General features: G+C 46.8%; 21 protein-coding genes. 18 read left to right on the top strand and 3 right to left on the bottom strand.

Annotated elements, in window-relative coordinates:
* Window positions 1-58 precede the first annotated feature (58 nt).
* The 10 genes from ACDE64_RS11830 (at window position 59) to ACDE64_RS11785 (ending at window position 12,250) form a co-directional block, all read left to right on the top strand.
* Complete coding sequence (locus tag ACDE64_RS11830) at window positions 59-1,579, top strand: ATP-binding cassette domain-containing protein (protein WP_411350169.1); 1,521 nt, start codon at window positions 59-61, stop codon at window positions 1,577-1,579.
* A gap of 11 nt (window positions 1,580-1,590) precedes the next feature.
* The gene (locus ACDE64_RS11825) at window positions 1,591-2,766 is read left to right on the top strand and encodes a sugar ABC transporter permease (RefSeq protein WP_411342407.1); all 1,176 of its coding nucleotides are present in this window, start codon (window positions 1,591-1,593) and stop codon (window positions 2,764-2,766) included.
* A 344-nt stretch (window positions 2,767-3,110) separates the two neighbouring features.
* Complete coding sequence (locus ACDE64_RS11820; RefSeq protein ID WP_411342406.1) at window positions 3,111-4,667, top strand: ABC-F family ATP-binding cassette domain-containing protein; 1,557 nt, start codon at window positions 3,111-3,113, stop codon at window positions 4,665-4,667.
* A 169-nt stretch (window positions 4,668-4,836) separates the two neighbouring features.
* Complete coding sequence (locus tag ACDE64_RS11815; protein WP_411350168.1) at window positions 4,837-5,559, top strand: YebC/PmpR family DNA-binding transcriptional regulator; 723 nt, start codon at window positions 4,837-4,839, stop codon at window positions 5,557-5,559.
* Window positions 5,560-5,873: 314 nt separating this feature from the next.
* Window positions 5,874-6,539, top strand: coding sequence for an S-layer homology domain-containing protein (locus ACDE64_RS11810; protein WP_411350167.1), 666 nt, complete (start codon window positions 5,874-5,876; stop codon window positions 6,537-6,539).
* 467 nt (window positions 6,540-7,006) lie between these two features.
* Window positions 7,007-7,960, top strand: a complete 954-nt coding sequence (locus ACDE64_RS11805) for an MBL fold metallo-hydrolase (protein WP_411342403.1) — start codon at window positions 7,007-7,009, stop codon at window positions 7,958-7,960.
* A gap of 96 nt (window positions 7,961-8,056) precedes the next feature.
* Window positions 8,057-8,524 (top strand): DinB family protein, encoded by a 468-nt coding sequence (locus ACDE64_RS11800; RefSeq protein ID WP_411342402.1) that lies wholly within the window; start codon window positions 8,057-8,059, stop codon window positions 8,522-8,524.
* A 329-nt stretch (window positions 8,525-8,853) separates the two neighbouring features.
* The gene (locus ACDE64_RS11795) at window positions 8,854-10,689 is read left to right on the top strand and encodes a UbiD family decarboxylase (protein ID WP_411350166.1); all 1,836 of its coding nucleotides are present in this window, start codon (window positions 8,854-8,856) and stop codon (window positions 10,687-10,689) included.
* A gap of 371 nt (window positions 10,690-11,060) precedes the next feature.
* Window positions 11,061-11,732 (top strand): serine/threonine protein kinase, encoded by a 672-nt coding sequence (locus ACDE64_RS11790; protein ID WP_411350165.1) that lies wholly within the window; start codon window positions 11,061-11,063, stop codon window positions 11,730-11,732.
* Between the two features lie 89 nt (window positions 11,733-11,821).
* The gene (locus ACDE64_RS11785) at window positions 11,822-12,250 is read left to right on the top strand and encodes a DMT family transporter (RefSeq protein ID WP_411350164.1); all 429 of its coding nucleotides are present in this window, start codon (window positions 11,822-11,824) and stop codon (window positions 12,248-12,250) included.
* A 209-nt stretch (window positions 12,251-12,459) separates the two neighbouring features.
* On the opposite strand, the gene ACDE64_RS11780 is transcribed toward ACDE64_RS11785, so the two are convergent.
* On the bottom strand, window positions 12,460-13,050 hold the full coding sequence (locus tag ACDE64_RS11780; RefSeq protein WP_411350163.1) for a GNAT family N-acetyltransferase: 591 nt from the start codon (window positions 13,048-13,050) through the stop codon (window positions 12,460-12,462).
* A 184-nt stretch (window positions 13,051-13,234) separates the two neighbouring features.
* Between ACDE64_RS11780 and ACDE64_RS11775 the strand changes: the two genes are divergently transcribed.
* The 5 genes from ACDE64_RS11775 (at window position 13,235) to ACDE64_RS11755 (ending at window position 16,731) form a co-directional block, all read left to right on the top strand.
* On the top strand, window positions 13,235-13,930 hold the full coding sequence (locus ACDE64_RS11775) for a Crp/Fnr family transcriptional regulator (protein WP_411342397.1): 696 nt from the start codon (window positions 13,235-13,237) through the stop codon (window positions 13,928-13,930).
* Window positions 13,931-13,960: 30 nt separating this feature from the next.
* A complete protein-coding gene (locus ACDE64_RS11770) occupies window positions 13,961-14,362 on the top strand; it encodes an NUDIX hydrolase (protein ID WP_411350162.1) in 402 nt (133 codons plus the stop codon).
* A gap of 169 nt (window positions 14,363-14,531) precedes the next feature.
* Window positions 14,532-14,939, top strand: coding sequence for an RrF2 family transcriptional regulator (locus tag ACDE64_RS11765; RefSeq protein WP_411350161.1), 408 nt, complete (start codon window positions 14,532-14,534; stop codon window positions 14,937-14,939).
* A 207-nt stretch (window positions 14,940-15,146) separates the two neighbouring features.
* Window positions 15,147-16,067: an NAD(P)/FAD-dependent oxidoreductase gene (locus tag ACDE64_RS11760; RefSeq protein WP_411350160.1), complete on the top strand. Its 921-nt coding sequence runs from the start codon at window positions 15,147-15,149 to the stop codon at window positions 16,065-16,067.
* Between the two features lie 100 nt (window positions 16,068-16,167).
* Window positions 16,168-16,731, top strand: a complete 564-nt coding sequence (locus ACDE64_RS11755) for a GNAT family N-acetyltransferase (RefSeq protein ID WP_411350159.1) — start codon at window positions 16,168-16,170, stop codon at window positions 16,729-16,731.
* Window positions 16,732-16,993: 262 nt separating this feature from the next.
* Here ACDE64_RS11755 and ACDE64_RS11750 read toward each other — a convergent pair whose 3' ends face one another.
* Both ACDE64_RS11750 and ACDE64_RS11745 read right to left on the bottom strand, forming a co-directional pair.
* Entirely contained in the window at window positions 16,994-18,571 is a 1,578-nt protein-coding gene (locus ACDE64_RS11750) for a M56 family metallopeptidase (protein WP_411350158.1), read from the bottom strand.
* On the bottom strand, window positions 18,564-18,929 hold the full coding sequence (locus ACDE64_RS11745; protein ID WP_411350157.1) for a BlaI/MecI/CopY family transcriptional regulator: 366 nt from the start codon (window positions 18,927-18,929) through the stop codon (window positions 18,564-18,566). The genes ACDE64_RS11750 and ACDE64_RS11745 overlap by 8 nt, the downstream gene beginning before the upstream one ends.
* A gap of 282 nt (window positions 18,930-19,211) precedes the next feature.
* On the opposite strand from ACDE64_RS11745, the gene ACDE64_RS11740 reads away from it, so the two are divergent.
* From ACDE64_RS11740 to ACDE64_RS11730, 3 genes are all read left to right on the top strand, one after another.
* On the top strand, window positions 19,212-21,218 hold the full coding sequence (locus ACDE64_RS11740; protein ID WP_411350156.1) for a TerD family protein: 2,007 nt from the start codon (window positions 19,212-19,214) through the stop codon (window positions 21,216-21,218).
* A 170-nt stretch (window positions 21,219-21,388) separates the two neighbouring features.
* Complete coding sequence (locus tag ACDE64_RS11735) at window positions 21,389-22,267, top strand: Cof-type HAD-IIB family hydrolase (RefSeq protein WP_411350155.1); 879 nt, start codon at window positions 21,389-21,391, stop codon at window positions 22,265-22,267.
* 292 nt (window positions 22,268-22,559) lie between these two features.
* On the top strand, window positions 22,560-23,900 hold the full coding sequence (locus ACDE64_RS11730) for a dihydrolipoyl dehydrogenase family protein (protein WP_411350154.1): 1,341 nt from the start codon (window positions 22,560-22,562) through the stop codon (window positions 23,898-23,900).
* Window positions 23,901-24,115: the final 215 nt, after the last annotated feature.

Here is a 24,115-nt window from a genome sequence, read left to right as displayed (position 1 = left end):
AATGAACGGTGAATAAGTAAACAAACGAGAGCAAGCAGGCGGGTAAGGAGGAGTATCAATGGACGGAAACATACTGGAGATGAGAGGCATTTCCAAAAGCTTTACAGGCGTCAAAGCCTTATCCGACGTTAACTTCAAAGTCGCTCAAGGCGAAATTCACTGCCTGATCGGCGAGAACGGAGCTGGCAAATCGACGCTGATGAAGGTACTCAGTGGTGTGTACCCTTATGGCACGTACGAAGGCGATATTATTTTTGAAGGCAATGTGCAGAATTTTGCCAAGATCAGCGACAGCGTCAAAACCGGCATCGCTATCATTTATCAGGAGCTAGCACTGTTTCCTGATCTGAGCGTGTACGAGAATATCTTCGCCGGTAATGAAGTGAAAAAGGGCGGCGTAATTGATTGGAACGAGACGATTATCCAAGCACGCGAATTGCTAAAAAAAGTAAAACTGAACGTCAACCCGGAGACGCTCATCCGTGATCTAGGTGTAGGGAAACAGCAACTCGTCGAGATTGCCAAAGCACTCAGCAAAAACGTAAAATTGCTCATTCTGGATGAGCCAACAGCAGCACTAAATGAAAATGACAGCGAGAACTTGCTCGAACTGCTGCGTGATCTGAAGCAACAGGGCATCACCTGCATTATGATCTCGCACAAACTCAAAGAGGTTATCTCCATTGCAGACAAAGCAACCGTACTGCGAGACGGGAAAACGATCTGTACGCTAGATGCGTCCCAAGGCGAATTGACCGAAGGCGTGATTATCAAAAACATGGTTGGACGCGATATCGAAGACATTTATCCGAAGCGCCCGGACAAACGGTTTGGCAGTCATATTCTTGAAGTGAAAAATTGGAGCGCTTACGATCAGGAACTTGGTCGTCATGTCGCCAAACATATCAATTTGCATGTCAAAAAAGGCGAAATCGTCGGTATCGCCGGACTGATGGGCTCGGGGCGTACTGAATTTGCACTCAGTATCTTTGGCAATCCAAAGCACTACAAGCTGGAAGGCGAACTGTTCGTCGATGGTCAGAAAAAGAACTTCCGGCATACAAGCGATGCGATTCGCTCTGGTATCGCCTATGTAACTGAAGATCGCAAAGGCGACGGCTTATTCCTCATTCAGGATATTAAGAGCAATGTCACCGCCGCTAACCTGAAAGGCATTTCCTCTGGCGGTATCTTGAACGAAAACGAAGAAGTTCACGTTGCCAGTGGCTACAAAAGCTCGATGTACATCAAAGCATCGTCTATCGAGCAGGTCGTGGGCAATTTGAGCGGCGGCAATCAGCAAAAGGTATCGCTTGGCAAATGGCTGTTCGTCGGACCGAAGCTGCTCATTCTCGATGAGCCAACCCGCGGAATCGACGTCGGCGCCAAATTTGAAATTTATACGATCATGAACAAGCTGATCAGTGAAGGCATGAGCATCATTATGATCTCCTCCGAACTGGGCGAGGTGCTGGGCATGAGCGACCGCATCTATGTCATGGCGGAAGGACGCATCAAGGGCGAACTTCCGATTGAAGAAGCCGATCAAGAGAAAATTATGAAATTTGCCACACAATAGGAGGACTGGCCGTGAACTTCTTTACTGAAGCAAGATCCCTGCTCAAAGTGAATATCCGCGATTACGGTATGTATATCGCCCTGTTCGTTATCATGCTGACATTTTCCATTCTGACTGACGGTCTGTTCATGTCATCGCGCAACATTAGTAACCTGCTCGATGCAACCGGATATATCGCGGTACTCGCTGTCGGTATGACACTCGTTATCGTCATTCGTCATATTGACCTGTCTGTCGGCTTTGCCGCTGGCTTCATGGGTGCGATTGCCGCCATTATGCTGTCCCAGCTTGGTATGCCGGTGTACCTGACGATTCCGATCATTATGGTACTCGGTATCGTGATCGGTATGTTCAATGGTGTACTGGTCGCTTCCGTAGGTATCCCGTCATTCGTATCATCGCTCGCTGCAATGCTCATCTTCCGCGGCGCTTTGCTACAAGTGACCGAGAATACCGGTACGATCATCGTCAAAGATAAGACCTTCAACGCAATCGGTAACGATTACTTGCCAGCACTTAGTCAAGTAGGCGGACTCAACCTGCTGTCTCTCATCATCGGTGGACTGATTATTTTATTCTTCATCTATTCCGAATTCAGCAAACGCAATCAGAAGCTGAAATACAAATTCGAAGTCGTATCCAAACCGATCTTTGCCGTCAAATTAATCTTCGTTTCGCTCATTATCGCCTACGTAACATGGATTCTCGCCGGATATCACGGTTTCTCATGGACAGTCGTTATCACACTTGCGGTTGTCATCGTGTACCATTTCCTAACTACACGTACTGTACTCGGTCGTCACATCTACGCTGTTGGTAGTAACCCGGAAGCTGCTCACCTGAGCGGAATCAATGTCAAAAAGATTACGTACATCGTATTCGGCTCCATGGGCATGCTGTCCGCGCTGTCCGGTATTCTGTACACGTCCCGTTTGCAATCTGCAACGACAACAGCAGGTACACTGTTCGAGCTTGATGCCATCGCAGCAGCATATGTCGGTGGCGTATCCGCAGCTGGCGGTGTCGGTAAAGTCACTGGCTCCATCATCGGTGCCGTCGTTATGGCATCGCTCTCCAGTGGTATGAACCTGCTCGGCGTAGGCATTTCCTATCAATATATGATCCGCGGTGCTGTACTGGCACTCGCCGTAATCTTTGACGTTATGACTCGCAGAAAAAGAGGCTAGCACACAGCTTTTGGTATATGGCTTTTAGTACATTGTGTTGTTTAGTATCATCCAAGTCTCCTGTATGATTGATGACAGGAGACTTTTTTGTTGTATTTTTTGCTATATGTAGTATTCCAAAGTTTGATCAATATGGATTGGATTGCAATCTGATTTGCATGTCAGCAACTGGAAGGTTACAAGATCTATTATGATATAGAATACGGATTCTCAGGAAAATCGATGAAATCAATCAACTTTCCATTGAGTTGTCTCACATATATCACTATAATAAGACGAGATGTCCCTGCCCTATTGATCCGCAATCCACGCAGGCATAAAGTCCAATAGAAAAGGTGTAATGAATGAGCATACTAAATGTAGAAAAGTTAAGCCACGGGTTTGGCGACCGGGCTATTTTTAAAGATGTATCGTTTCGTCTGTTAAAAGGCGAGCATATCGGTCTGATCGGCGCAAATGGTGAAGGTAAATCCACCTTCATGAATATTATCACAGGCAAACTGCAACCAGATGAAGGCAAAGTTGAGTGGTCAAAGCGGATGCGTGTCGGCTATCTCGATCAGCACGCCGTACTGGAAAAAGGCATGACCATCCGTGACGTACTCAAGAGTGCATTCCAATATCTGCTCGATATGGAGCAGGAAATGAATGATATGTACGGCAAAATGGGTGATGTCACGCCCGAAGAACTGGAAGACCTGCTGGAGCAGGTGGGTACAATTCAGGATACACTGACCGCACAGGACTTTTACCTGATCGATGCCAAGATTGACGAAACCGCGCGTGGTCTCGGTCTGACTGATATCGGTCTGGACAAAGACGTGAACGACTTGTCTGGCGGACAACGTACCAAAGTCCTGCTGACCAAGCTGCTGTTAGAGAAACCGGATATCCTGCTTCTGGATGAGCCGACCAACTATCTGGATGAAGTGCATATCACTTGGCTGACTCGTTACTTGCAGGAATATGAGAATGCGTTTATCCTCATTTCTCACGATATTCCCTTCCTGAATAGTGTCATCAACATCATCTACCATATGGAAAATCAGGAATTGAATCGTTATGTCGGCGATTATGATTATTTCCTTGAAGTATATGATATGAAAAAGCAACAGCTTGAATCGGCATTCAAACGTCAACAGCAGGAGATCTCGCAGCTGAAAGACTTTGTAGCACGTAACAAAGCAAGCGTAGCTACCCGTAATATGGCGATGTCTCGTCAGAAGAAGCTGGATAAGATGGAAGTGATCGAGCTGGCGCAGGAGCGTCCGAAGCCGCAATTTAACTTCAAAGTTGGACGTACGGCAGGCAAGGTTATTTTTGAAACGAAAGATCTGGTCATCGGTTACGGCGATCCATTGTCCCGTCCGCTGGATCTGCGTATGGAGCGCGGGCAGAAGATTGCTCTCGTCGGCGCGAACGGTATCGGGAAAACGACGCTGCTGCGCAGCATTCTCGGCGAAATTCAAGCCCTCTCCGGCACAGTAGAACGCGGTGAGCACCAACAGATCGGTTACTTTGAGCAGGAGATGAAGTCGGACAACTACAACTCCTGTATCGAAGAGATCTGGAATGAGTTCCCAGGCTTCTCCCAGTTTGAAGTACGTGCGGCACTGGCAAAATGCGGTCTGACGACCAAGCATATCGAGAGCAAAATCGCCGTTCTGAGCGGTGGCGAAAAAGCGAAAGTTCGTCTGTGCAAACTGATCAACCGCGAAACGAATATCCTCGTACTCGATGAGCCGACCAACCACTTGGACGTGGATGCGAAGGATGAATTGAAACGTGCGCTGCAAGCGTACAAAGGCAGCATTCTGATGATCTCTCACGAACCGGAATTTTACCGCGATATCGTGACGGAGACATGGAACTGCGAATCGTGGACGACAAAAGTATTCTAATCAAGCAATAGCGCTTAGTCATTTGTAGTTACATCATGAATGGACATCCTGTTTGAGTTCCGACTTGAACAGGATTTTCTTTTGGAATAGGTAAAATATTTTGATTACGCTGCAAAACGCGCTATAATGAATAGCGTATAAATTCACAAGCAGAAAGAGAGCGGATCGTATGGGCCGTAAGTGGAATAATATCAAGGAAAAAAAGGCGAATAAAGACGCTAATACAAGCCGGATTTATGCCAAATTTGGTGTGGAAATCTATGTTGCTGCCAAAAAAGGCGAACCAGATCCCGTATCCAATAGTGCTCTGAAAGTCGTACTTGAGCGTGCGAAAACATATAATGTACCCAAAGCGATCATTGATCGCGCGCTGGATAAAGCAAAAGGCAGTGGAGAAGAACAATACTCTGAGCTGCGTTACGAAGGATTCGGTCCGAACGGTTCGATGATCATCGTCGACGCACTGACCAACAACGTCAATCGTACCGCCCCGGAAGTGCGTTCCGCATTTAACAAAAACGGCGGAAACATGGGCGTAGCCGGTTCTGTTGCGTACATGTTCGAATCGACCGCTGTGATCGGCGTGACGGGTAAGAACGAAGAGGAAGTATTGGAAATCCTGATGGAAGCAGATGTCGATGCACGCGATATCGTGCAAGAAGACGAGTCTGTCATCGTCTACGCGGAGCCGGATCAATTCCATGCCATTCAAGAAGCGTTCAAAAATGTCGGTATCGAAGAATTCAGCGTAGCCGAGCTGACTATGCTGCCACAAACATTTGTGACACTGCCAGACGAAGCGGCTGAAGCACAATTCGAGAAGCTGATCGACGCATTGGAAGATCTGGAAGATGTACAACAGGTGTATCACAACGTTGAGTACGCTGAGTAATCATCGCCACATATCCATCGTTTGAACATATCCGTGCAGATTGAACATGATGCCAATCTGCATACGAAGTAGCAGTATATCTACTTGAAGTAGGTATACTGCTATTTTGCGTGTACGATCTGTCGCCAAGCCGTCCTTAGTCCATAACGAAATGTACACGTTCCTCACTCGTCTGTTCAATATGCATACACGCATACCGAAACTGCAAAAATATTTTCCACAAAAAATAATAACGTTTGCAACATTCCTTCCGTTTGCATTGTGTACATCATGAAGAGGCAAGTACACAGCTCCATGGAAAGGAGGAAATGCACATGAAAATAGTAATCACGGCAGCGCTATCGGCTACGTTACTGCTGAGCGGCACCGGAAGTGCACTAGCATTTGACGATGTGAATCAGCAGCAAAAGCAAGCGATTACGAGCCTACAGCAGCAAGGAGTGATTGCCGGCATGAGCAAGGATAGCTTCGAACCGGAAAGTGATCTCAGCTACGCACAGGCGATTACGTTACTGATGAACGCATATGATCTCAACATCGACAATATGCGCTTTATCAAAATGCCAGTAGCGACCGATCTGTATACCCATGTATCCGACAAAGCATGGTATGCAGATGCCCTCGTATTCGCGTATTACAACGACGTCAAGCTGGACAAAAGCGTGAATGTAGCAGATTCCATCAGCCGCGAGCAATTTGCGACACTGCTGATGGATACACTGGAACGTAAAGCCGGTTTACCGATGATCAATCTCGTTCCGGCGGACATCAAGGATGAATCCGACATTACCGCCGGCAATCAGGGAGCGATCCAGCGTGCCTTGCATTACAAGATCATCACATTGCATGAGGACGGCACCTTCCAGCCAAACGAAAAGCTCACTCGTGGCGAAGCTGCCCAGTGGCTATACAACAGCTTACAACTCCTGCATGAGAAAACAGGAACAAAGCAGGCACCAACGGAAGATGCCGGTCAATGAGGATGATCTGCATTTCCCCATTTCACATGTCGTCCGTCCCTATGTCACTACATCATGACCGTACACAACAGCATCTAGCTCCAACGTATCTCAACCCCGCCGAGCCGATACGTAAGTCTCTGCGGGAAGTGCACCCGGCTCCGTAAAGCCGTGCGTGCAGTGTCGCTCTGTCGTCCAGTCTTTTGCCATTTGCGGGCAAACACATCCACTACGGATCAGTCAAAAGCATCACTGGCACGCACCCTGCCGACAGGATCGCTTTCATGACTGCAACGAACCGCCGACTCTTTTTACATAGCCGCCATCTGCTGATGGTCTGGTGATGTAGAGAGAATATCGGCGGTTATTTGTTATGTCACCGTAATTCCGTATCATCCGCTATGGTGATGCCAGAAAAAGTATATTAAACTATAACATGAACCATCGGCATTACCGCATGCCTCATCTTATCTTCAAAAGGAGACATCATGGTTAAACGACTTGTTAGACTGGCAGATCACGTATACCGACTGGCGCTTCCTTATGGGGAAGGCACAGTGAACAGCTATCTCTTTGAAGGCAAGAACGGATATACCGTTATGGATACTGGCGTACAGGATGAAGCGACGCGCCGTGAATGGAAGCAGCTACGCGACAACGGACTTGTGATCGAAAAGGTGATCATTACCCATACCCATCCCGACCATATTGGACTGGCACCTTGGTTCCAACAAGAGTGGAACGTTCCCGTCATTTGTTCACGTAACAGCTATGAACTGATGAGCACGTATCACCGTCTGTTAGAGCAAAAGCAGCCGGATGACCATACACCTTATGCATTTAACCGTAAATATGATGGACCAGAGATTGAAGAACGGCAATTTTACCGTTATATGGGTAGCGTATGGTTGGAGCCGGATGAATTGTATAAAAATCACGATATCGTTATGCTTGGCGATGAACCGTATGAAGCGATCTGGACGCCGGGACATGCGGCGGATCATTTTTGCTTTTGGCATGCCCCATCCAAATTATTGATCGCGGGAGATTTGATGTTTGCGGATACGGCGCCTGTCATTCCATTCTGGAGCGAGGAGGATGTGAATCCGCTGGAGGATTATTTCCATTCGCTTGATCTGATTGAGACGTATCCAGCGGAGCTGGTATTGCCCGGACATGATCATGTGATTCATGATCTGCATCAGCGGATTCGCGATATTCGTAATGCACATCACTTTCGTATGCAGCAGATTCTAGGCAGTCTGACAGAAGGGCGACGAACGGCTGGACAGCTATGTCGCGAGATTTACGGTACTGGCAGACCAGCGTCGCAAGAGCTGTTGGAATTTTATACAGCACTGGCGCGACTCGTATATTTGCGCAATGAAGGCTTCGTAGAGTCCGTAACAGAAGGAGACAAAGTGTATTTTCAGCGGAAATGATAGTACCAGATTGGACATGACCTGCGGATTCGGGTTACGATGTTCAAGGACCTGATGACAGGTCATGATGCAGAACATACAGGAGGAATTATAATTATGTCCAATGCATTTGTTTTTGATTGGATGGCGAGAACACGCCAAAATATGCTGAAATATCTCGACCGGATCAGCGAGGAACACATCGAGATCATTCCGGAGGATTTTAATAATAATATTCACTGGCAATTCGGTCACATCGTGACGATTGCTGATAATATCATTTATGGGTTTGCAGGTCAGACGCGCCGCTTGCCTGTGGAATATTCCACATTCTTCGCGCCGAATACGCGTCCATCGGAATGGCACGGCGAGCCGCCAAGCTGGGAAGAAGTACTGAACGTCTTCAACAGTCAAGTAGATGAGCTACGCGAGACATTTGGTAGCAAGCTGGACGAACCAGTGGCGGTACAGGATAACTTTGCTGGTGCCAAAATCGTTCACGATCTGCTGGAGATGAATATTGCGCATGAAGCGGCTCATTCTGGTATGATCAACGCAATGACGCGATTGCTGCGCAAAGCATAAAAAAGAACGATGCAAGCAAAGATGCAATAGAATCAACAATGATGCTCGCATCCATAGGATATTCATCTACTCCTTGTGATACAAGTGCTGACTCGATACGTAGACAGCTGCTTGTATCATAAGGAGTTTTTTGTTTTGGGGGAATATGTGTTGGAGACAGGCGGATATATATCTGCTTATACATAGGAAACAGTACATCTGGCAGTCGCTGTTGCAAAATTGTCGAACAATCTGCCGTTAGGCTTTTGTCTCTGCTTCGCAATCCGATTATAATAAAGTGAATAACGAAAATTTCAACTATCTCTGTCATGATGAAATGGAGAAATGATATGTATAGCAATCTCGAAGAATGTCTGCTTGATCTTGAAAAGAATGGTCATCTGCTCCGAATCAAGGAAGAGGTCGATCCTCATCTGGAGATGGCGGCGATTCATCTGCGTGTATATGAAGCCGGTGGACCGGCGTTATTATTTGAAAATGTAAAAGGTTCGCGTTTTCGGGCGGCATCGAATATTTTCGGTACGATGGATCGCAGCCGTTTTATTTTCCGACATACTTGGGAATCGACACGCAATGTCATTGCTCTGCGTAACGACCCGATGAAGGCGATCAAGCAACCGTTGTCCAATGTACGTAACGGACTTGCCGCTTACAAAGCATTACCGAATGAACGTGGCAATAGTCTCCCTGCCGCAGCCGAGCAGATTCAAATCTCCGATCTGCCGCTCATTCAGCATTGGCCGATGGATGGCGGAGCGTTTGTAACGTTGCCGCTCGTCTACAGTGAAGACCCGGATAAGCCGGGCATCATGAACTCCAATCTTGGCATGTATCGCATTCAGCTAACGGGCAATGACTATGAGCTGAATCGTGAGATCGGTCTGCACTATCAGATTCATCGCGGAATTGGTGTGCATCAGTCGAAGGCGAATCAACAGGGCAAGCCGCTAAAAGTAAGTATCTTCGTCGGTGGGCCACCCGCGCATACGTTATCCGCAGTCATGCCCCTACCAGAAGGATTGAGCGAATTGACGTTTGCCGGATTGCTGGCAGGTCGTCGTTTCAATTATAGCTATCTCGATGGTTATGCGATCAGCAACGATGCTGATTTTGTAATTACGGGCGAGATTCATGCGCAGGATACGAAGCCGGAAGGGCCATTCGGCGATCATCTGGGCTATTACAGTCTGGTACATGATTTCCCAGTGCTCAAAGTGCATGGTGTGTATGCGAGACCGCGTGCCATCTGGCCGTTTACCGTTGTAGGGCGTCCACCGCAGGAAGATACGGTGTTTGGCGAGCTGATCCATGAATTGACTGGCGATGCAGTCAAACAAGAGATTCCGGGTGTCAAAGAAGTCCACGCCGTGGATGCCGCAGGTGTGCATCCACTGCTATTCGCTATCGGGAGTGAACGGTATACGCCGTATCAGCAGGTGAAGCAGCCTGCCGAGCTGCTAACAATTGCCAATCGGATTCTTGGCACCGGTCAAGTTAGCCTTGCCAAATACCTTTTTATCACTGCCGAGGATCAGCAGCCGCTGGATACACACAAGGAAGTTGAATTTATCGGTTATATTCTTGAACGGATGGATCTGCGCCGGGATATTCATTTTCAAACGAACACAACGATAGATACGCTGGATTACTCTGGTACTGGCTTGAATACAGGCAGTAAAGTAATCTTTGCTGCCTACGGTGACAAGCGCCGCGAGCTATGCCGTGAAGTACCAGAAGCACTAAAAGGGCTGCGTACACTGCATGATCCATATCTGGTCATGCCGGGTGTAGTGGCGATACAGAGCAAGCCATTTACCGATTATATAGCTGCTCGTCAGGAACTCGCCGACATCTGTGCCAGTCTGGAAGCACAGGAAGGATTGGAAGGCGCGCCGATGATCATTTTGTGCGATGATAGTGCAATGGTCAGCGCTAATCTGAGCAACTTCCTCTGGGTAACATTCACGCGTAGCAATCCATCGCATGATATCTATGGAACAAACAGCTCGTACGAATACAAGCACTGGGGCTGCGATAATATGATAATCGACGCTCGTATCAAACCACATCAGGCACCACCGCTTGTACCGGATGCGGATGTAGAGAAGAAGATTGATCGATTATTTGCGAGTGGCGGTAGCCTGAGCAGCATCAAGCTGAGCTAATGTGTGGATAACGGATTGGAATATATACATGTATTCATGAATGGGCAACCATGCTAACTACCTTGGATATATTTAGATAAGAGGGTCGTTGATCTATTCTGTATGGGAAGAATGTAAGCATATATCTGAGCAGCTGCCTGTATTAGGGCAGCTGTTTATTTTATTGCGCATTGCCGATATAGTATACAAAGCGTCAAATTTGAACTACATACCATCTATGCTTTGCCACTATGACGATTCTTGCTGTAGTTCCTATATATATTCCAACATAGTATCATTACGCATCACTTCACACCGTATTCAAATTCGTGCTGTATTCTACGTTTATCTTTTGCAATCATCCGTATCTATTAACGACTGGAGTGCCATGTATGGAAAAGTTAATCCAATATGTATATACTGATTTGCTGCCTCAGTTGATCATTGAGAGTGTTGATCCGCTGGAGCCGATTCAAGTTGTATCTTATCCCCAGCCGTGGGTGCTGCTCGGCGCGGGCAATTATGCTGCTGTGCTCTACCATCCACAGTATCCAGAGCATGCGGTCAAAGTCTATGCCGACGGAAAACCCGGTTTGGAAGAGGAATATGGTGTATATCGTCTGCTAGGTGATCATCCGGCATATTCAACCTGTTATTATGCAGGAGAACAATTTCTAATTCTGAAGCGACTGATGGGCATGACCGTATATGAATGTCTGCAAAAAGGCGTCGTTGTACCAGAACGCGCCATTCGCGATATTGACCTTGCACTTGATTATGCACGTTCTGTCCACTTACGCCCGCATGATGTACATGCCAAAAATGTCATGGTGCATCACGGACGCGGTCTGATCGTTGATGTATCCGACTTTTCTAAGCAGGAGTCCTGTCGCATGTGGGACGATTTCAAAAAGGCATATTATCGCATCTATTGGCCAGTTGCTTCGCATCTAATTTTCCCGATTCCTGCGTTCATGCTTGAAGGCGTACGCAAAGGATATCAGCTGTATCGCCGCCGCAGACGTCGAATGCACAATTTACCACCAACTGGGCAAAAGCTGTAACATATGCAATACGACAAGACGTATGTCCTAACTACATGCTGCATCTACTCTAGTATACTGTAGAGGTAGAAGACAGAGGAGGCGGACAGATGAAAGGCGTAGTCTTTTCGCTGCTGGCGGGTATCTTTCTCGGCTTGCAGGGAATTGTGAATTCGCATACCGGGCAGTTTGTCGGTACTTGGAAAGCCGTCATTATCAACCAGCTAGGCGGCTTTATTCTGGCAGGTATCATTATGCTGTTCATGCGCAACAATCATTGGACGGGCTTGTTACAAGTAAAAAAGTTGTACTGGTTTAGCGGTGCTTTTGCAGCGGTGATCGTATTTAGCAATATTACATCCATGCACCGGATCGGAGCGACGCTGACGATTGCTATTTTGCTCATCTCGCAGCTATGTATGACGTTTACGATCGACAGCCAAGGCTGGTTCGGGACGATTCGGCAACGTGTTAGTATCACGCATCTGCTCGGTATTGGGCTGATGATTATCGGTGTCATCGTACTGCGATTGAGCTGATTGTATTGAGACTGATCTTACTATGTTATGGTTCACTCTAAATTGCACGCAAAGAAGACTCCATGCTGGCAGGAGTCTTCTTTGCGTTTGGACAAGGGATATGAGACCCGGAGTATGAATATAATCTCAACAATTTTAGAAAGGTGAATGCTGAGCCAAGTCTAAAATCTCTGGAAATCTCCGATCATGGCAAACCAATGCAGCTTGCATCAAGAGCGTGGCTGCGCTGTAGAATCATCCCATTTTTTACGAAAAGCTTGCTCGTGGAAGTGGGTAATCTGTCGGAATAATGACTCTCCATCATCAGCAACTGCAAATGAAGGATCAATCGGCAATACGAGTGCACGATACGTTTCCGGTATCCAAATATAATGATGCACATACGAGGTTGGAGTAAATCCGCATTTCTCCCAGAATACAATCCGTTCCCGATTCTCCGGCGTATCTGCTGCTTCCGCCTCGATAATGATCGCTGCTATATCATACGTCAATACCGCCCAATCACGCAGCAATTCGAAAAATAACTTGCCTTCTCCGCGACCACGCCGATCCTTACGAATCGCCATATAGTCAATAATTAGCGCAGATTGCTCTGGCGAATCCCCCAATCCGGTAAATGCCATTGCCACCAGCTCACCATCGTCATATGCGGCATGCATATAAGCCAATCGCCGCTCCAGCATCACTTTGAGGATGCGCTCCGGCTTGGCACCATGTTCAAATGCTTCTTCGTAAATGGGCTTCATCTGCTGCCATAGCGATTCATCCCAATGATCCAGTGTATTGAGTTCGAGAGCCATATCGATGCCTCCAGTCTGTTTAGAGTTATGCTCTTGCAGTATATCAAATATCATAAACGATATATAATGCTGCTGAATCTGTCTATCCATTTCAAATTTGTGATTTAAGGACATATGTCCTAGTCTACACTGTGATACGTTTCGGTATAATAAAAGCAAGAACGAAAGAACGGTGGTAGGTATCATGCAGGAGATTCACAATCAACAGCGGCTGCACGCGTATTTGCAGCAATTTGGAATTGAGGATGTGTTTCATGAACCGCTATTGCCGCATGTAGGATTATTTGCATTTGAGCCGGGCGAGGTGCTGTGCGCGCAAGGAGAGCGCTCGGAGATTCTATATGTACTGGTCAAAGGCACAACCAAAACATCGCTCACCTCACCAGAAGGCAAAACGCTAGTGCTGTCTTTGAAGACACCACCGGAAATGATCGGCGATATCGAGTACGTCGAACAGGTGGAGCTGATGAATACGGTGCAGGCGGTAACGCCAGTGGAAGTACTCGGCATTCGCTATCAATGGCTATATCGGTACGGTCAGGATCACCCGCCATTGCTACGTTTTCTGCTGCATATCATCACGTACAAATTCCGGGTCAAATCCGACTCGATGAGCTTCAACCTGATGTACCCGGTGGAGACGCGCCTTGCCAGTTACTTGCTCTCAGTGACAACCGAGCAGTATAGTGAACTATCTACCGGTCATCCATCTGATTACAGTCTAACCGATATTGCCAATCTGATCGGCACAAGCTACCGCCATCTCAACCGCGTCATTCGTCAATTTAGCGAGCAAGGAATGATCCGGCGTGAGCGCGGATTGATTGTGATCAAGGACAGACCGCAACTGGAAGAATTGGCATCCAAGGCAGCATTGTAAAATACAATATACCCCAAAGGAGACTTTCACATGACTCAAACTATTGATAAAATCGCATGGATTTACCTGAACGAGCAAAAGATTCTATGCGTACGCTCCAAAGACAAAGAATTATTTTACATTCCTGGTGGCAAGCGCGAATCAGGTGAACAGGATCAACAAACGCTAATTCGCGAAGTAGAGGAAGAATTGAATGTGCAGCTGTCGCAGGAGACGATTGAACACGCTGGGACATTCGAAGCGGCTGCCGATGGCAAAGCGGAAGGCATCACTGTTCGACTCACTTGTTATACTGCCGATTATCAAGGTGAGCTATCACCACAAAGCGAGATTGAAGAACTGGCATGGCTGAGTTACACTGATCTGGAGCGCGTATCTGCTGTTAGCAAGATAGTGCTGGAACAGTTGCATAAGCAGGAATTGATCGTTTGATTGTCTAATTTGCAGCAGAGATTTTCATTGACGTTTGATCTGGATACGTATATTATAGACCCGTAAAGTCTGCAATTGAATGTTTTTCATTCTGCATGATATTCAATGGATGAGAAGTAATAGAGATAGAATAGACGAATATGGTCTGTTATGAAGGCGGCGATACAGTATGAAATTTTCTAAAGCAACCAATTATGCTCTGCATACGATGCTACATCTGTCGGCAGCAGAACCGAACCGCTTGACCGGAGTGCAGCAGCTTGCAGATCAGCAGCAGGTTTCTCCAACGTACCTATCCAAAATTCTGACCAAGCTAGCGAAGGCTGGTATGGTCGAGTCTTCATCCGGTGCCAATGGGGGTTATCGGTTGCGGCGAAATTGGGAAGAGTTTTCGTTTCTTGATGTCATTCATGCGATTGAGGGCACAACGTCTCTATTCGAGTGTCATCTGAACCACGGATCGGAGTGTCTGATTGAGCAGGTCATGGTGAAAGCAGAAGGTACGATGGAAGATTACCTTCGGCAGCAAAAGCTATCCGATCTAACAGCCCAAATGCGCGCTCATCTTCATAGATGAGCCGCTTTACATCAACTAATGTATCAGCAGAAGTCTGGCGCATTGGCAGACTGCCGAATGGATTGGGATCATGTTTTATCGCGCCCTAATTACAGATATAATGAGTCTTTAATATCTCTGAAAATCCCTTACATCTCTTACCTTCTCTAAAAATCCATTCTTGCACGATCATGTAACTACAATCTACACCTCAGGAGGAAAATAAATATGACGACGATCTATGATTGCATTATTATTGGCGGCGGTCCTGCTGGACTGAATGCAGCGCTAGTGTTAGGCAGAGCGAAGCGAAAGGTACTAATTATCGACGATGGCGATCCGCGAAATAAAGTGACCCATGAGTCGCATGGGTATCTTACACGCGATCGGATCAAACCCGCAGAATTTCGGCGAATTGCATATGAAGAAGTGCTACGTTATCCGACAGTAGAGCATATGGTCAAGCGTGTTCAGACGGTAGACAAGCAGGCAGATCATACATTTGGTGTACAGTTGCTTGATGGCAGCACCCTGTATGCTCGCAAATTGCTAATCGCCACTGGGTTGAAGGAAGCCTTCCCATCGTTACCCGGTTTACAGCAATGTTATGGTACAAGCTTGTTTAACTGTCCATTTTGCGATGGTTGGGAAATGCAGCATCACAAGCTGGCTGTCATTGCGGGTCCAGCAGGCGTGATGCACCTGACCAAAATGCTATATGCTTGGAATCGCGAGCTAGTTGTATTTACGAATGGATTGGATGTGCTGGATCAGGAGCAACTGCAACAATTGGAGCAGCATCATATTCCAGTTGTAAGTACACGGATTGCAGCATTGCAGCATCTGGATGGACAATTGACAGCAGTAGAGTTAGAGGATGGGACAAAGGTAGAGCGCAGCGGTGGCTTCATTATACCGGAGTTTCTGTCCAAAGCGGATTATCAGAACAGCTTGGAATATGAAGTGAACGAGAACGGTGGTATCGTCACCGATGCCACCGGCATGACTACGGCAAATGGTGTATACAGCGCTGGTGATACAACGATTAGTGGACCGTCTCAGCTCATTATTGCCGCTGCTGCTGGAAGCCGTACAGGTGCGATGATCCACGCTGCATTGATGGAAGAAGAATGGGCAATGATCAACTGATGGGACAAGACTGCCCTGTATCACCATTTGCAAATGATACACATCCTTAGCAACATAGTGTACGATAATACTACTATGTTGGCAGGAGGTACACTTAATTATGACAACACCGGAAGACAATAAGGCACCTGCTGCATCTGCATCCATCGATGCTGCTTCGCCGCCACACGTTGAGATTCAGCAGGTGGACGCGCAACAACCGGAAGCGCTGGATATGATCCGCCAGCTATTTACTGACTATGTCTATGCGTTGCCAGTCGACATTGCTTTTCAAGATGTAGAATCTGAGCTGAAGCTATTACCAGGCAAGTATGCTGCTCCGCAAGGAGCCTTGTTATTGGTCACTGTGGATGGTCAGGCAGCAGGTTGCATCGGCATTCGCCCGGAGTCAGACGATGCTTGCGAGATGAAGCGATTGTATGTGGATGATCGGTATCGCAGGCTCAAGTTAGGGAGATTGCTCGTAGAGACAGCGCTCCGGCATGCACAGACACTGGGATATGCGACTATGCGTCTGGATACATTGGAAAGTATGATTCCGGCACGTCGGTTGTACGAGTCGTTTGGTTTTCGAGAGATTGATGCGTATATTTATAATCCGTTGGACGGTGCGCTATTTATGGAAGTGAATATTGACGAAGCGATGAAGCGATTGCAGACATAATCGTTCCAAGACCGATAGGTACTTCTCTTACTCTGTATGTGGAATCGCTATAGAATCTAGGTAGAAACGAAAAAGCAGGAACAGCGTGTAGGTTATATACACCGTCTGTTCCTGCTTTTTATTTGGCATTGATATTGTTGTATAACGATGCATCCGCTCAGCTCGATGCATGTAGTACAAAGAAATGGATCAATCGACGGATCAACATCCAGTATTCATGGAAGCATATCCAGTATTGCAATTATCGATTATCTAATATCGCTTATTTACCGGATTTGGCAGTGCCATCTTCAACAGGCACAACAAATGTAGTTTCGTGCAGATTCAGCTTCGCATCATAACCGGCTACATTGAATTTTACAGTTTTGGCAGCTTTGTCGTAGAATGCGTATGCCCATGTAGCGCCTTCAATGCTTTTGCCTGGTGCTACGCCGACTGCTTTGTCGGAACCAGCCGGGGAGATTCCATTGTGCGCGCCGTCTACCAGATTGTTCGCATCGTTGGCATCGGTCAGGTCAAAGTTCGCTTTGGAAAAGGCGAGTTCTTCGCCGCCGGCTGGACGAATGTTTTTGTAGCTGTAGTTGACGATAACAGCTTGTTTAGCGTCTGTATAACCATCTTCCTTTTTCCCGCGTAGAGTCGTCGTTTTCACAGAATTCACGGTGAATTCCCACTCGTTATTCACTTTCCATGTGTCGCCGACTTGTAGAGTATGGGACGCTGTGGCAGCTGGAGTTGTCGATTTCGCAACAGCTGGTGTAGTGACAGCGGCATTGGCAGGCGAAGTTGCTACGATCGCAGCAGTCCCTCCGACGAGTAGCGAAGCGGACAATACGGCAGCAGCAGTCATTTTTTTCATGTTCATAATAGATTCAATCCTTTCTTCAATCGCAAGTTTGCTAAAATAGTTGGCAGTAGAAGGCAGCATTACTTTTTGTTCTTCCATGTAAATGAGGGTGCGGGCATAATCGGCACGATGTTCATGACCGACTAGACGCACAACCGTTTCGTCACAGCTTAATTCCAGATCACGATTCACGAGCGCACACATCATCCAGACAAGCGGATTGTACCAGTGCAGACAGAGTGCCAGCAGCATCAGCATTTTGATCAGACTGTCCATGCGGCGGATATGCACGTATTCGTGAGTAAGCACATAATCTAGTCGATCTTGATCGTTCCAATCGGTTGTTATGGGCATGATAATAATAGGTTTGAAAATGCCATAGGTTAACGGTGAGACGATGTCTGCACTCTGACGAACTTGAATGCGACGACGTAAAGTATGGCGACACAGCCAATGGTTAACGAATGGATGATCTACGATTTCTGCCTGCGCAAAGCGATGATACCAGCGCATATACGCAAGAATGAGAAAGGCTCCGCAGGCAATCGCACCAGCAATCCAGATCACATGCCAGACAGCAATCAGATCGACCGGGGCAGCCGGTCGGGCATGAAAGCCGCCCATCCAGCCGTTGAAGCTGGAAGACGCATGTTCAGTAGAGGATGTGCCAGTAATGACAGAAGTACTACCAGACAGATGACTGCTGACAGATGCAGATTCGCGACCGGCAGCGGTAGAATGAACCGCTGAGGATGTTCCGGTAGTTCCACTGCGCCCGCTCCATGTCATCCATGACGGCAACGCCAGATGCTGGAATGGGGATGGTAACGATAAGGGGATGCACAATCGTAACCAGATCATACCCCAGAGCCAGATAAAGGTTTGCCGTGGCAATTTGTTACGGAAGAATACACGAATGATCATGACGACTGCAATGAGCAGGGCTGCGGACAGATCCATTTGCAGCCAGTTCATATGCTGGAGATTATTCATCCAGATCATCCACCATCTTCTTCAGACGTTCGATCTGGGCATCGGATAATTCCTTTTTGCCCAGCAGCGAAGCGAACAGCTTATTGGTAGAACCGTCGAAAATCTTGTCTACCAGATCAAGCGTGCCTTTTCGCTGTACTTCTTCGCGCGTGACAAGCGCATGACAGACAAAGTTCGGTTCGGAGCGGGCAATCGCTCCTTTTTTGATACAGCGTTTGATGAGCGTGTAGGTGGTATTCACATTCCAGCCATACTGCTCTGACAGGATACCGGCAATATGCCGTGCGGGCGAGTCGCCTTCTTCCCAGAGAACAGACATAACCTTCAGTTCAGAATCCACCAGATTCAGCTTATCCATGATTGCCTCCTTCCTGCGGCGGCGGTCAAGCTACCTTGTTCCTTCTGTAAGACAATTGTAGTATGGTTGCTACATTTACGATAATACAACTGTCTTATGAGAAAAGCAATGTCAAAACCATTACAATGTTTTCATCTTTTATTTCTCGATTTGGAAAATCTCCATAGACATTTTGTACCTTTCCCATATATTTCATTTATTTCCTGCCGATAAAAAGATAGTATGAGAAGATAGCATTTTCTTCACATCGTTCCAATATCTTTCATTCAAAGGGGTCTTATCATGAGTTCCGTGCACAAACACCGTATGTCCTATAGCTCGTATCTAACAAGACAGGACGTAGATGGTACCAAGATCAAATACATCTTTATTATGAACGCAGCGGAAGGGCTGCAACGCTATATGCGGCGAGGCAATATGCAGACCGTGTTCAACAAGCTAGCTCCATTGTCGATGCATCATCCGGTGCAGACGTTAGCACAGCAAGATGGTGACTTATACCGGTTACCAGAATTTACAGAGAGCAATGCTACCAAATATATGAAAGATCAGATTTATGGCAAAGACCCGCAACGCGGCGAACAAGTAGATTTATTTTCTGAATTGTTTCATACGAGCGAATTAACGCACATTATCTGGTTTACCGACGAGGAAGTGACACCGTACATAACGGTTATCCAATCCATGAATGCACCGCATCTGTTCTGGAATTTCGTTTCGATCAAAGGGTATCCGCTACGCTGCACGGTAAAACCGCTCAAAAATATGAACTTGAGTCATATTCCGAAGATTTCGAGCTTGGGAACATCGGAGCTGTACCGCAAGCTACTGAACAAATTCACACAGTATATTAACAAAACAGACCTGCCATTAAACGGTCGTGTGCGTATGAGTCGGACGGAAGATATATCGGGTTCTGTACCGCTAGTCAAAGGCTCCAAAACGCAAATTCAGCAAACAAATATCAAGATCGGAATTGGCTGGAAAACGTCCGAACAGGAATGCCTGAGCGCTGCCATGTTGCTGGACAATCAAAAGCTGAACAATGCGGAAAATATCGCCTTTTTCGGCAACAAATCTACGATTGGTATGACGCATATTGACGGTCGTGAGTTGCCAACAGCTGATATGGAGCAGTATATTGTGAACTTGTCGGCAATTGAGCAGGCACAGCAGGATCGGGTATTGTTCTCGCTGGTGATGCCGGGCGGTATACCGGAGGAAGTCTATATTCGTCTGCTTACCTACGATAACCGTGAGCTGCTGCGGTATACGGTCGATATGCATACCTGCGAAGGCAATACGGCACTGGAGCTTGGCGCTTTGTATCAGTACAAGCAGGAGTGGCGATTCCACGCGATTGGGAATGGCTACAACTCTGGTATGGAGAAGATTGGTGCGCAGTATGGAGTCCCCGATCTGAATGAAACGTATGATTTTACCGCTCAGGTGCTGGAAGAGATCGCATTGGACGGCAAAAGCTTTGAATATCATATGCAGGATTTGTTCACCAAGCTCGGCTATGAGGTCGAGATGCCGACCAGTGATCCGTATGCGCCGGATTATGGCGTCGATCTGATCATTACCAAAGCGAAGATTCGTACAGCTGTACAATTGAAATGCTTCAGCAATGTCGTGCCAATTAAGGCGATTCAAGAAGTGTATGCTGGTGCACGTATGTATGAATGCTCCAAATATATGGTCGTGGCAACTAACTATTTTAGCCGTGCGGCATTACAGCTTGCCGAACAGTTACAGGTGGAAGTATGGGATAAGACGCAACTAGGGAAAGTGGAAGATCGATTGCGTTCGCGTATCGGTATCTCACCGGATAATGAATTGAAGCTCAAGCTCTCCAAGCAAGAAGCAGACGATGAGATCGATATTGATATCTCCGCGTTTCTGGTGGATGATCATGATCGGTGTGTGGGCGAAGAAGATTTTGTCTTTTACAATCAGCCGGAGCATCAGAGCGGATGCGTGCGTATCATCAACGATACTGCATGGGAGAAGCTGATGTATCTCAATCTGGAGCAGCTACCGGATCACTGCCATCGTGTGATTATTGTCGGTTCACTGGATGCGTACAAGCAGAAGGTCGAGCTAACGATTGATAATGAACTTGATCTGTATCACACCTTTGAATATATGCCGAGTGCAGTTTGCGATACGCTGGTGCTCGGACAATTCCGCAAAATCGACGGCGAATGGGCCTTCACGACATCGGATTCGTATTTTGTCGGTGGCTTGGAAGAAGCGTGCAGACTGTATGGGTTGGACGTTTCGTGAACGAGTGATAATTTAATAGGTATACGTAGAAATCGTATAGAAGCAGTTGCTCGGTTCAGGCACTGCTTCTTTTTTACATAGGAAAATGTAGATTGACATGTAACCCGTTCCAAACGGTACATTGAAATAGACAGTAAGCCATCTTTTACAATAAAGGAGTGCAAGCAACGATGAATATGAATGCAAAACAGATCAGCTTTATCGATATTGACGGTACACTGGTCGACGATTATGGTCATGTACCAGAGTCAGCACAGTTAGCATGTCGACAAGCGCGCGAGAACGGGCACTTATTGTTTTTATGTACAGGACGGTCTAAAGCGGAAATCTATGACTCGATCTGGGAGATTGGTTTTGACGGATTGATCGGTGCCGGTGGCGGTTATGTAGAGATCGGCAACGAAGTGCTATATCACAAAAAGGTACAGTCGCAGGATGTTCGTCATATGGTCGACTTTTTCAATAAGCATGGCGTGCATTTCTATCTGGAGTCAAATTCGGCATTGTACGCAAGCTCTATGCTTCGTCCGCAGCTGGAACGGCTCATTTACGGCGATGTGCTGAATGATGAACAGGCGCGAGCACGAATGGAGCAGTCGCCGCATCCATTTATCGAAGGACTGACGTATGGAGAGACCGATCTGTATAAGGATGATGTGAACAAGGTTTGCTTTCTGGAAAGTAGCCTGCCGTTTGCAATGATCCAGCAGGAGTTTGAAGGCAAGTTTGAAGTGATTCAGTGTACAGTTCCGATCTTTGGTAAGGATAGTGGCGAGCTGATGATTCCCGGCATTCATAAAGCGATTGCCATTGCCGACCTATTGGAGCATCTTGGTGAGTCGCAAGCACATACGATAGCGATCGGAGATGGCATGAATGATGCGGAAATGCTGGAATATTGCAACGTCGGCATCGCAATGGGCAATGCCAAGCCGGGCTTGATCGCTATTGCTGATGAAGTGACGGATACGCTGGAGCAGGACGGCTTGTACAAGAGCTTCCTCAAGCATGGATTGCTTGCTGAAACGTCTGCATCGTTATCTTCCTGAACAATATATGTCATTCAGCGAATACAATAGATGCTGGAATAATAAGCGATGAAACTACAAATGTTAGCCTGATTGATGCCGCGTAGATGCGGGCAGATCAGGCTTTTTGTTATGTTCAGCATGTCGCATATCAACATATTGCAAATATTTCTGCCCTGAATATTATTGCGATGGCGATTTATTGGGTAATGGTAGAACAGACGGACAAAATCATTTCACTATACCAATTAATCACGCGCTATTAATTGTGTTTAATTGGATCTACTATTCATATGATCAGGGAGGAAGAACAATGAAATCATTTGACATTCTATTTATCGGCAGCGGACAAGGGGCATGGAACGCAGCGTTACCACTCAGTAAAGCAGGCAAAAAAGTAGCGATCATTGAGCGGGATAAGATTCTGGGTGTCTGCACGAACTACGGCTGTAATCCCAAGATCATACTGGACGGACCGATCAAGTTGATGGAAGATGCCGAGCTGTTCAAGCCAGTCGGACTGAGCAGTGAGTTCAAGCTCGACTGGGGCAAACTGATGGAACATAAGAACAATATCCTGACACCGTTACCGGAAATGATGGAAGCCAATCTCAAGAAATCCGGTGTAGACATCATCCGCGGAGAAGCGAAATTTACTGATTCTCGCACAGTGGAAGTGAACGGTGAGCAGTATACATCCGAAACATTCGTCATCGCTGCCGGTCAGCGTCCGATTCCGCTCGGCGTACCGGGCGAAGAACTGACGATTACAAGCAATGAGTTTCTGTATTTGACTGAATTACCGAAGCAAATTGTACTGATCGGTGCAGGTTATGTATCGATGGAGATTGCTTCCATTGCACGGACGGCTGGTTCCGATGTACACATCATTCAAGCGACAGACAGCATTCTGTCCGGCTTCCATCAGGATTACAGCAAGAAGCTAATTGAAAAAGTAAAGCAGGACGGCGTTCAATTCCATTTCAATGAGAAGGTCAGCAAGATCGAACAACAAGGCGGTCAGCTGCATCTTACCACTGAAAAAGGAACAACACTCAGTGCAGATCTAGTGATCAATGCAACCGGACGCAAACCGAATACCGATCTGCTGAATTTGGAAGCGGCAGGTGTAGAATATAACAAAAAAGGCGTTATTGTTAACGAATTCCTGCAAACGTCGCAGCCGCACATTTACGCAACTGGCGATGTACTGGATAAAACGCAGCCGCGCCTAACTCCAACAGCAGTATTTGAAGCGAAATATTTGGCAAATTATCTGCTGGGAAGTAGCACCGATGCAATCCAGTATCCGCCGATTGCAACGATTGCTTTTACTACACCACGCATTGCACAGATCGGTGTGAGTGTAGACGATGCCAAGGAATCGTCGGAATACAGCATCGTTCCAATTGAGCTAGGGAAACAATGGGACTTTGCCGGACGCGGTGAGACTGAAGCGCATCTGACACTCATTTATAGCAGCGAGAAAAAGCTGGTCGGTGCTGCGGCATATACGCAAGAAGCACTTGAAGTGATCAATAGCCTCACTCCAATTATTACACTCGGTCTGACAGCAGAAGATGCGGCGAAGCTGATCTATGCGTTCCCATCCTTCGAGACGATGATCCCGAATTATCTGCAACAGGCGAAGTAAAATAGAATCTATTATTCCAGAACCTACTACTATCCAAACCACTATCTATAACATGTCTGAAGCTACAATTCATAAAATGTCTATAACGCATCCTATTGTGAAGTATCGCATCTTACAATAGTCTTGTAGCAAATGACTGAGAAAGCACATTCCAATAATCCGAATGTGCTTTCTCCATGTGTAAAGAGTACGATGCATTCTTTCACCAAGTGATT

The organism is Paenibacillus sp. WLX2291, from assembly GCF_046603665.1.
Taxonomy (GTDB): Bacteria; Bacillota; Bacilli; order Paenibacillales; family Paenibacillaceae; genus Saccharibacillus.
The sequence above is the reverse complement of the archived record's forward strand: the minus strand, read 5'-3'. Positions and strand labels throughout refer to the sequence as shown.

Bases quoted from the DNA above. Each gene is read 5' to 3' on its own strand.
- ACDE64_RS11830 (WP_411350169.1), top strand. From the start codon at position 59: ATGGACGGAAACATACTGGAGATGAGAGGCATTTCCAAAAGCTTTACA.
- ACDE64_RS11820 (WP_411342406.1), top strand. From the start codon at position 3,111: ATGAGCATACTAAATGTAGAAAAGTTAAGCCACGGGTTTGGCGACCGG.
- ACDE64_RS11815 (WP_411350168.1), top strand. From the start codon at position 4,837: ATGGGCCGTAAGTGGAATAATATCAAGGAAAAAAAGGCGAATAAAGAC.
- ACDE64_RS11810 (WP_411350167.1), top strand. From the start codon at position 5,874: ATGAAAATAGTAATCACGGCAGCGCTATCGGCTACGTTACTGCTGAGC.
- ACDE64_RS11805 (WP_411342403.1), top strand. From the start codon at position 7,007: ATGGTTAAACGACTTGTTAGACTGGCAGATCACGTATACCGACTGGCG.
- ACDE64_RS11800 (WP_411342402.1), top strand. From the start codon at position 8,057: ATGTCCAATGCATTTGTTTTTGATTGGATGGCGAGAACACGCCAAAAT.
- ACDE64_RS11795 (WP_411350166.1), top strand. From the start codon at position 8,854: ATGTATAGCAATCTCGAAGAATGTCTGCTTGATCTTGAAAAGAATGGT.
- ACDE64_RS11790 (WP_411350165.1), top strand. From the start codon at position 11,061: ATGGAAAAGTTAATCCAATATGTATATACTGATTTGCTGCCTCAGTTG.
- ACDE64_RS11785 (WP_411350164.1), top strand. From the start codon at position 11,822: ATGAAAGGCGTAGTCTTTTCGCTGCTGGCGGGTATCTTTCTCGGCTTG.
- ACDE64_RS11780 (WP_411350163.1), bottom strand. From the start codon at position 13,050: ATGGCTCTCGAACTCAATACACTGGATCATTGGGATGAATCGCTATGG.
- ACDE64_RS11775 (WP_411342397.1), top strand. From the start codon at position 13,235: ATGCAGGAGATTCACAATCAACAGCGGCTGCACGCGTATTTGCAGCAA.
- ACDE64_RS11770 (WP_411350162.1), top strand. From the start codon at position 13,961: ATGACTCAAACTATTGATAAAATCGCATGGATTTACCTGAACGAGCAA.
- ACDE64_RS11765 (WP_411350161.1), top strand. From the start codon at position 14,532: ATGAAATTTTCTAAAGCAACCAATTATGCTCTGCATACGATGCTACAT.
- ACDE64_RS11760 (WP_411350160.1), top strand. From the start codon at position 15,147: ATGACGACGATCTATGATTGCATTATTATTGGCGGCGGTCCTGCTGGA.
- ACDE64_RS11755 (WP_411350159.1), top strand. From the start codon at position 16,168: ATGACAACACCGGAAGACAATAAGGCACCTGCTGCATCTGCATCCATC.
- ACDE64_RS11750 (WP_411350158.1), bottom strand. From the start codon at position 18,571: ATGAATAATCTCCAGCATATGAACTGGCTGCAAATGGATCTGTCCGCA.
- ACDE64_RS11745 (WP_411350157.1), bottom strand. From the start codon at position 18,929: ATGGATAAGCTGAATCTGGTGGATTCTGAACTGAAGGTTATGTCTGTT.
- ACDE64_RS11740 (WP_411350156.1), top strand. From the start codon at position 19,212: ATGAGTTCCGTGCACAAACACCGTATGTCCTATAGCTCGTATCTAACA.
- ACDE64_RS11735 (WP_411350155.1), top strand. From the start codon at position 21,389: ATGAATATGAATGCAAAACAGATCAGCTTTATCGATATTGACGGTACA.
- ACDE64_RS11730 (WP_411350154.1), top strand. From the start codon at position 22,560: ATGAAATCATTTGACATTCTATTTATCGGCAGCGGACAAGGGGCATGG.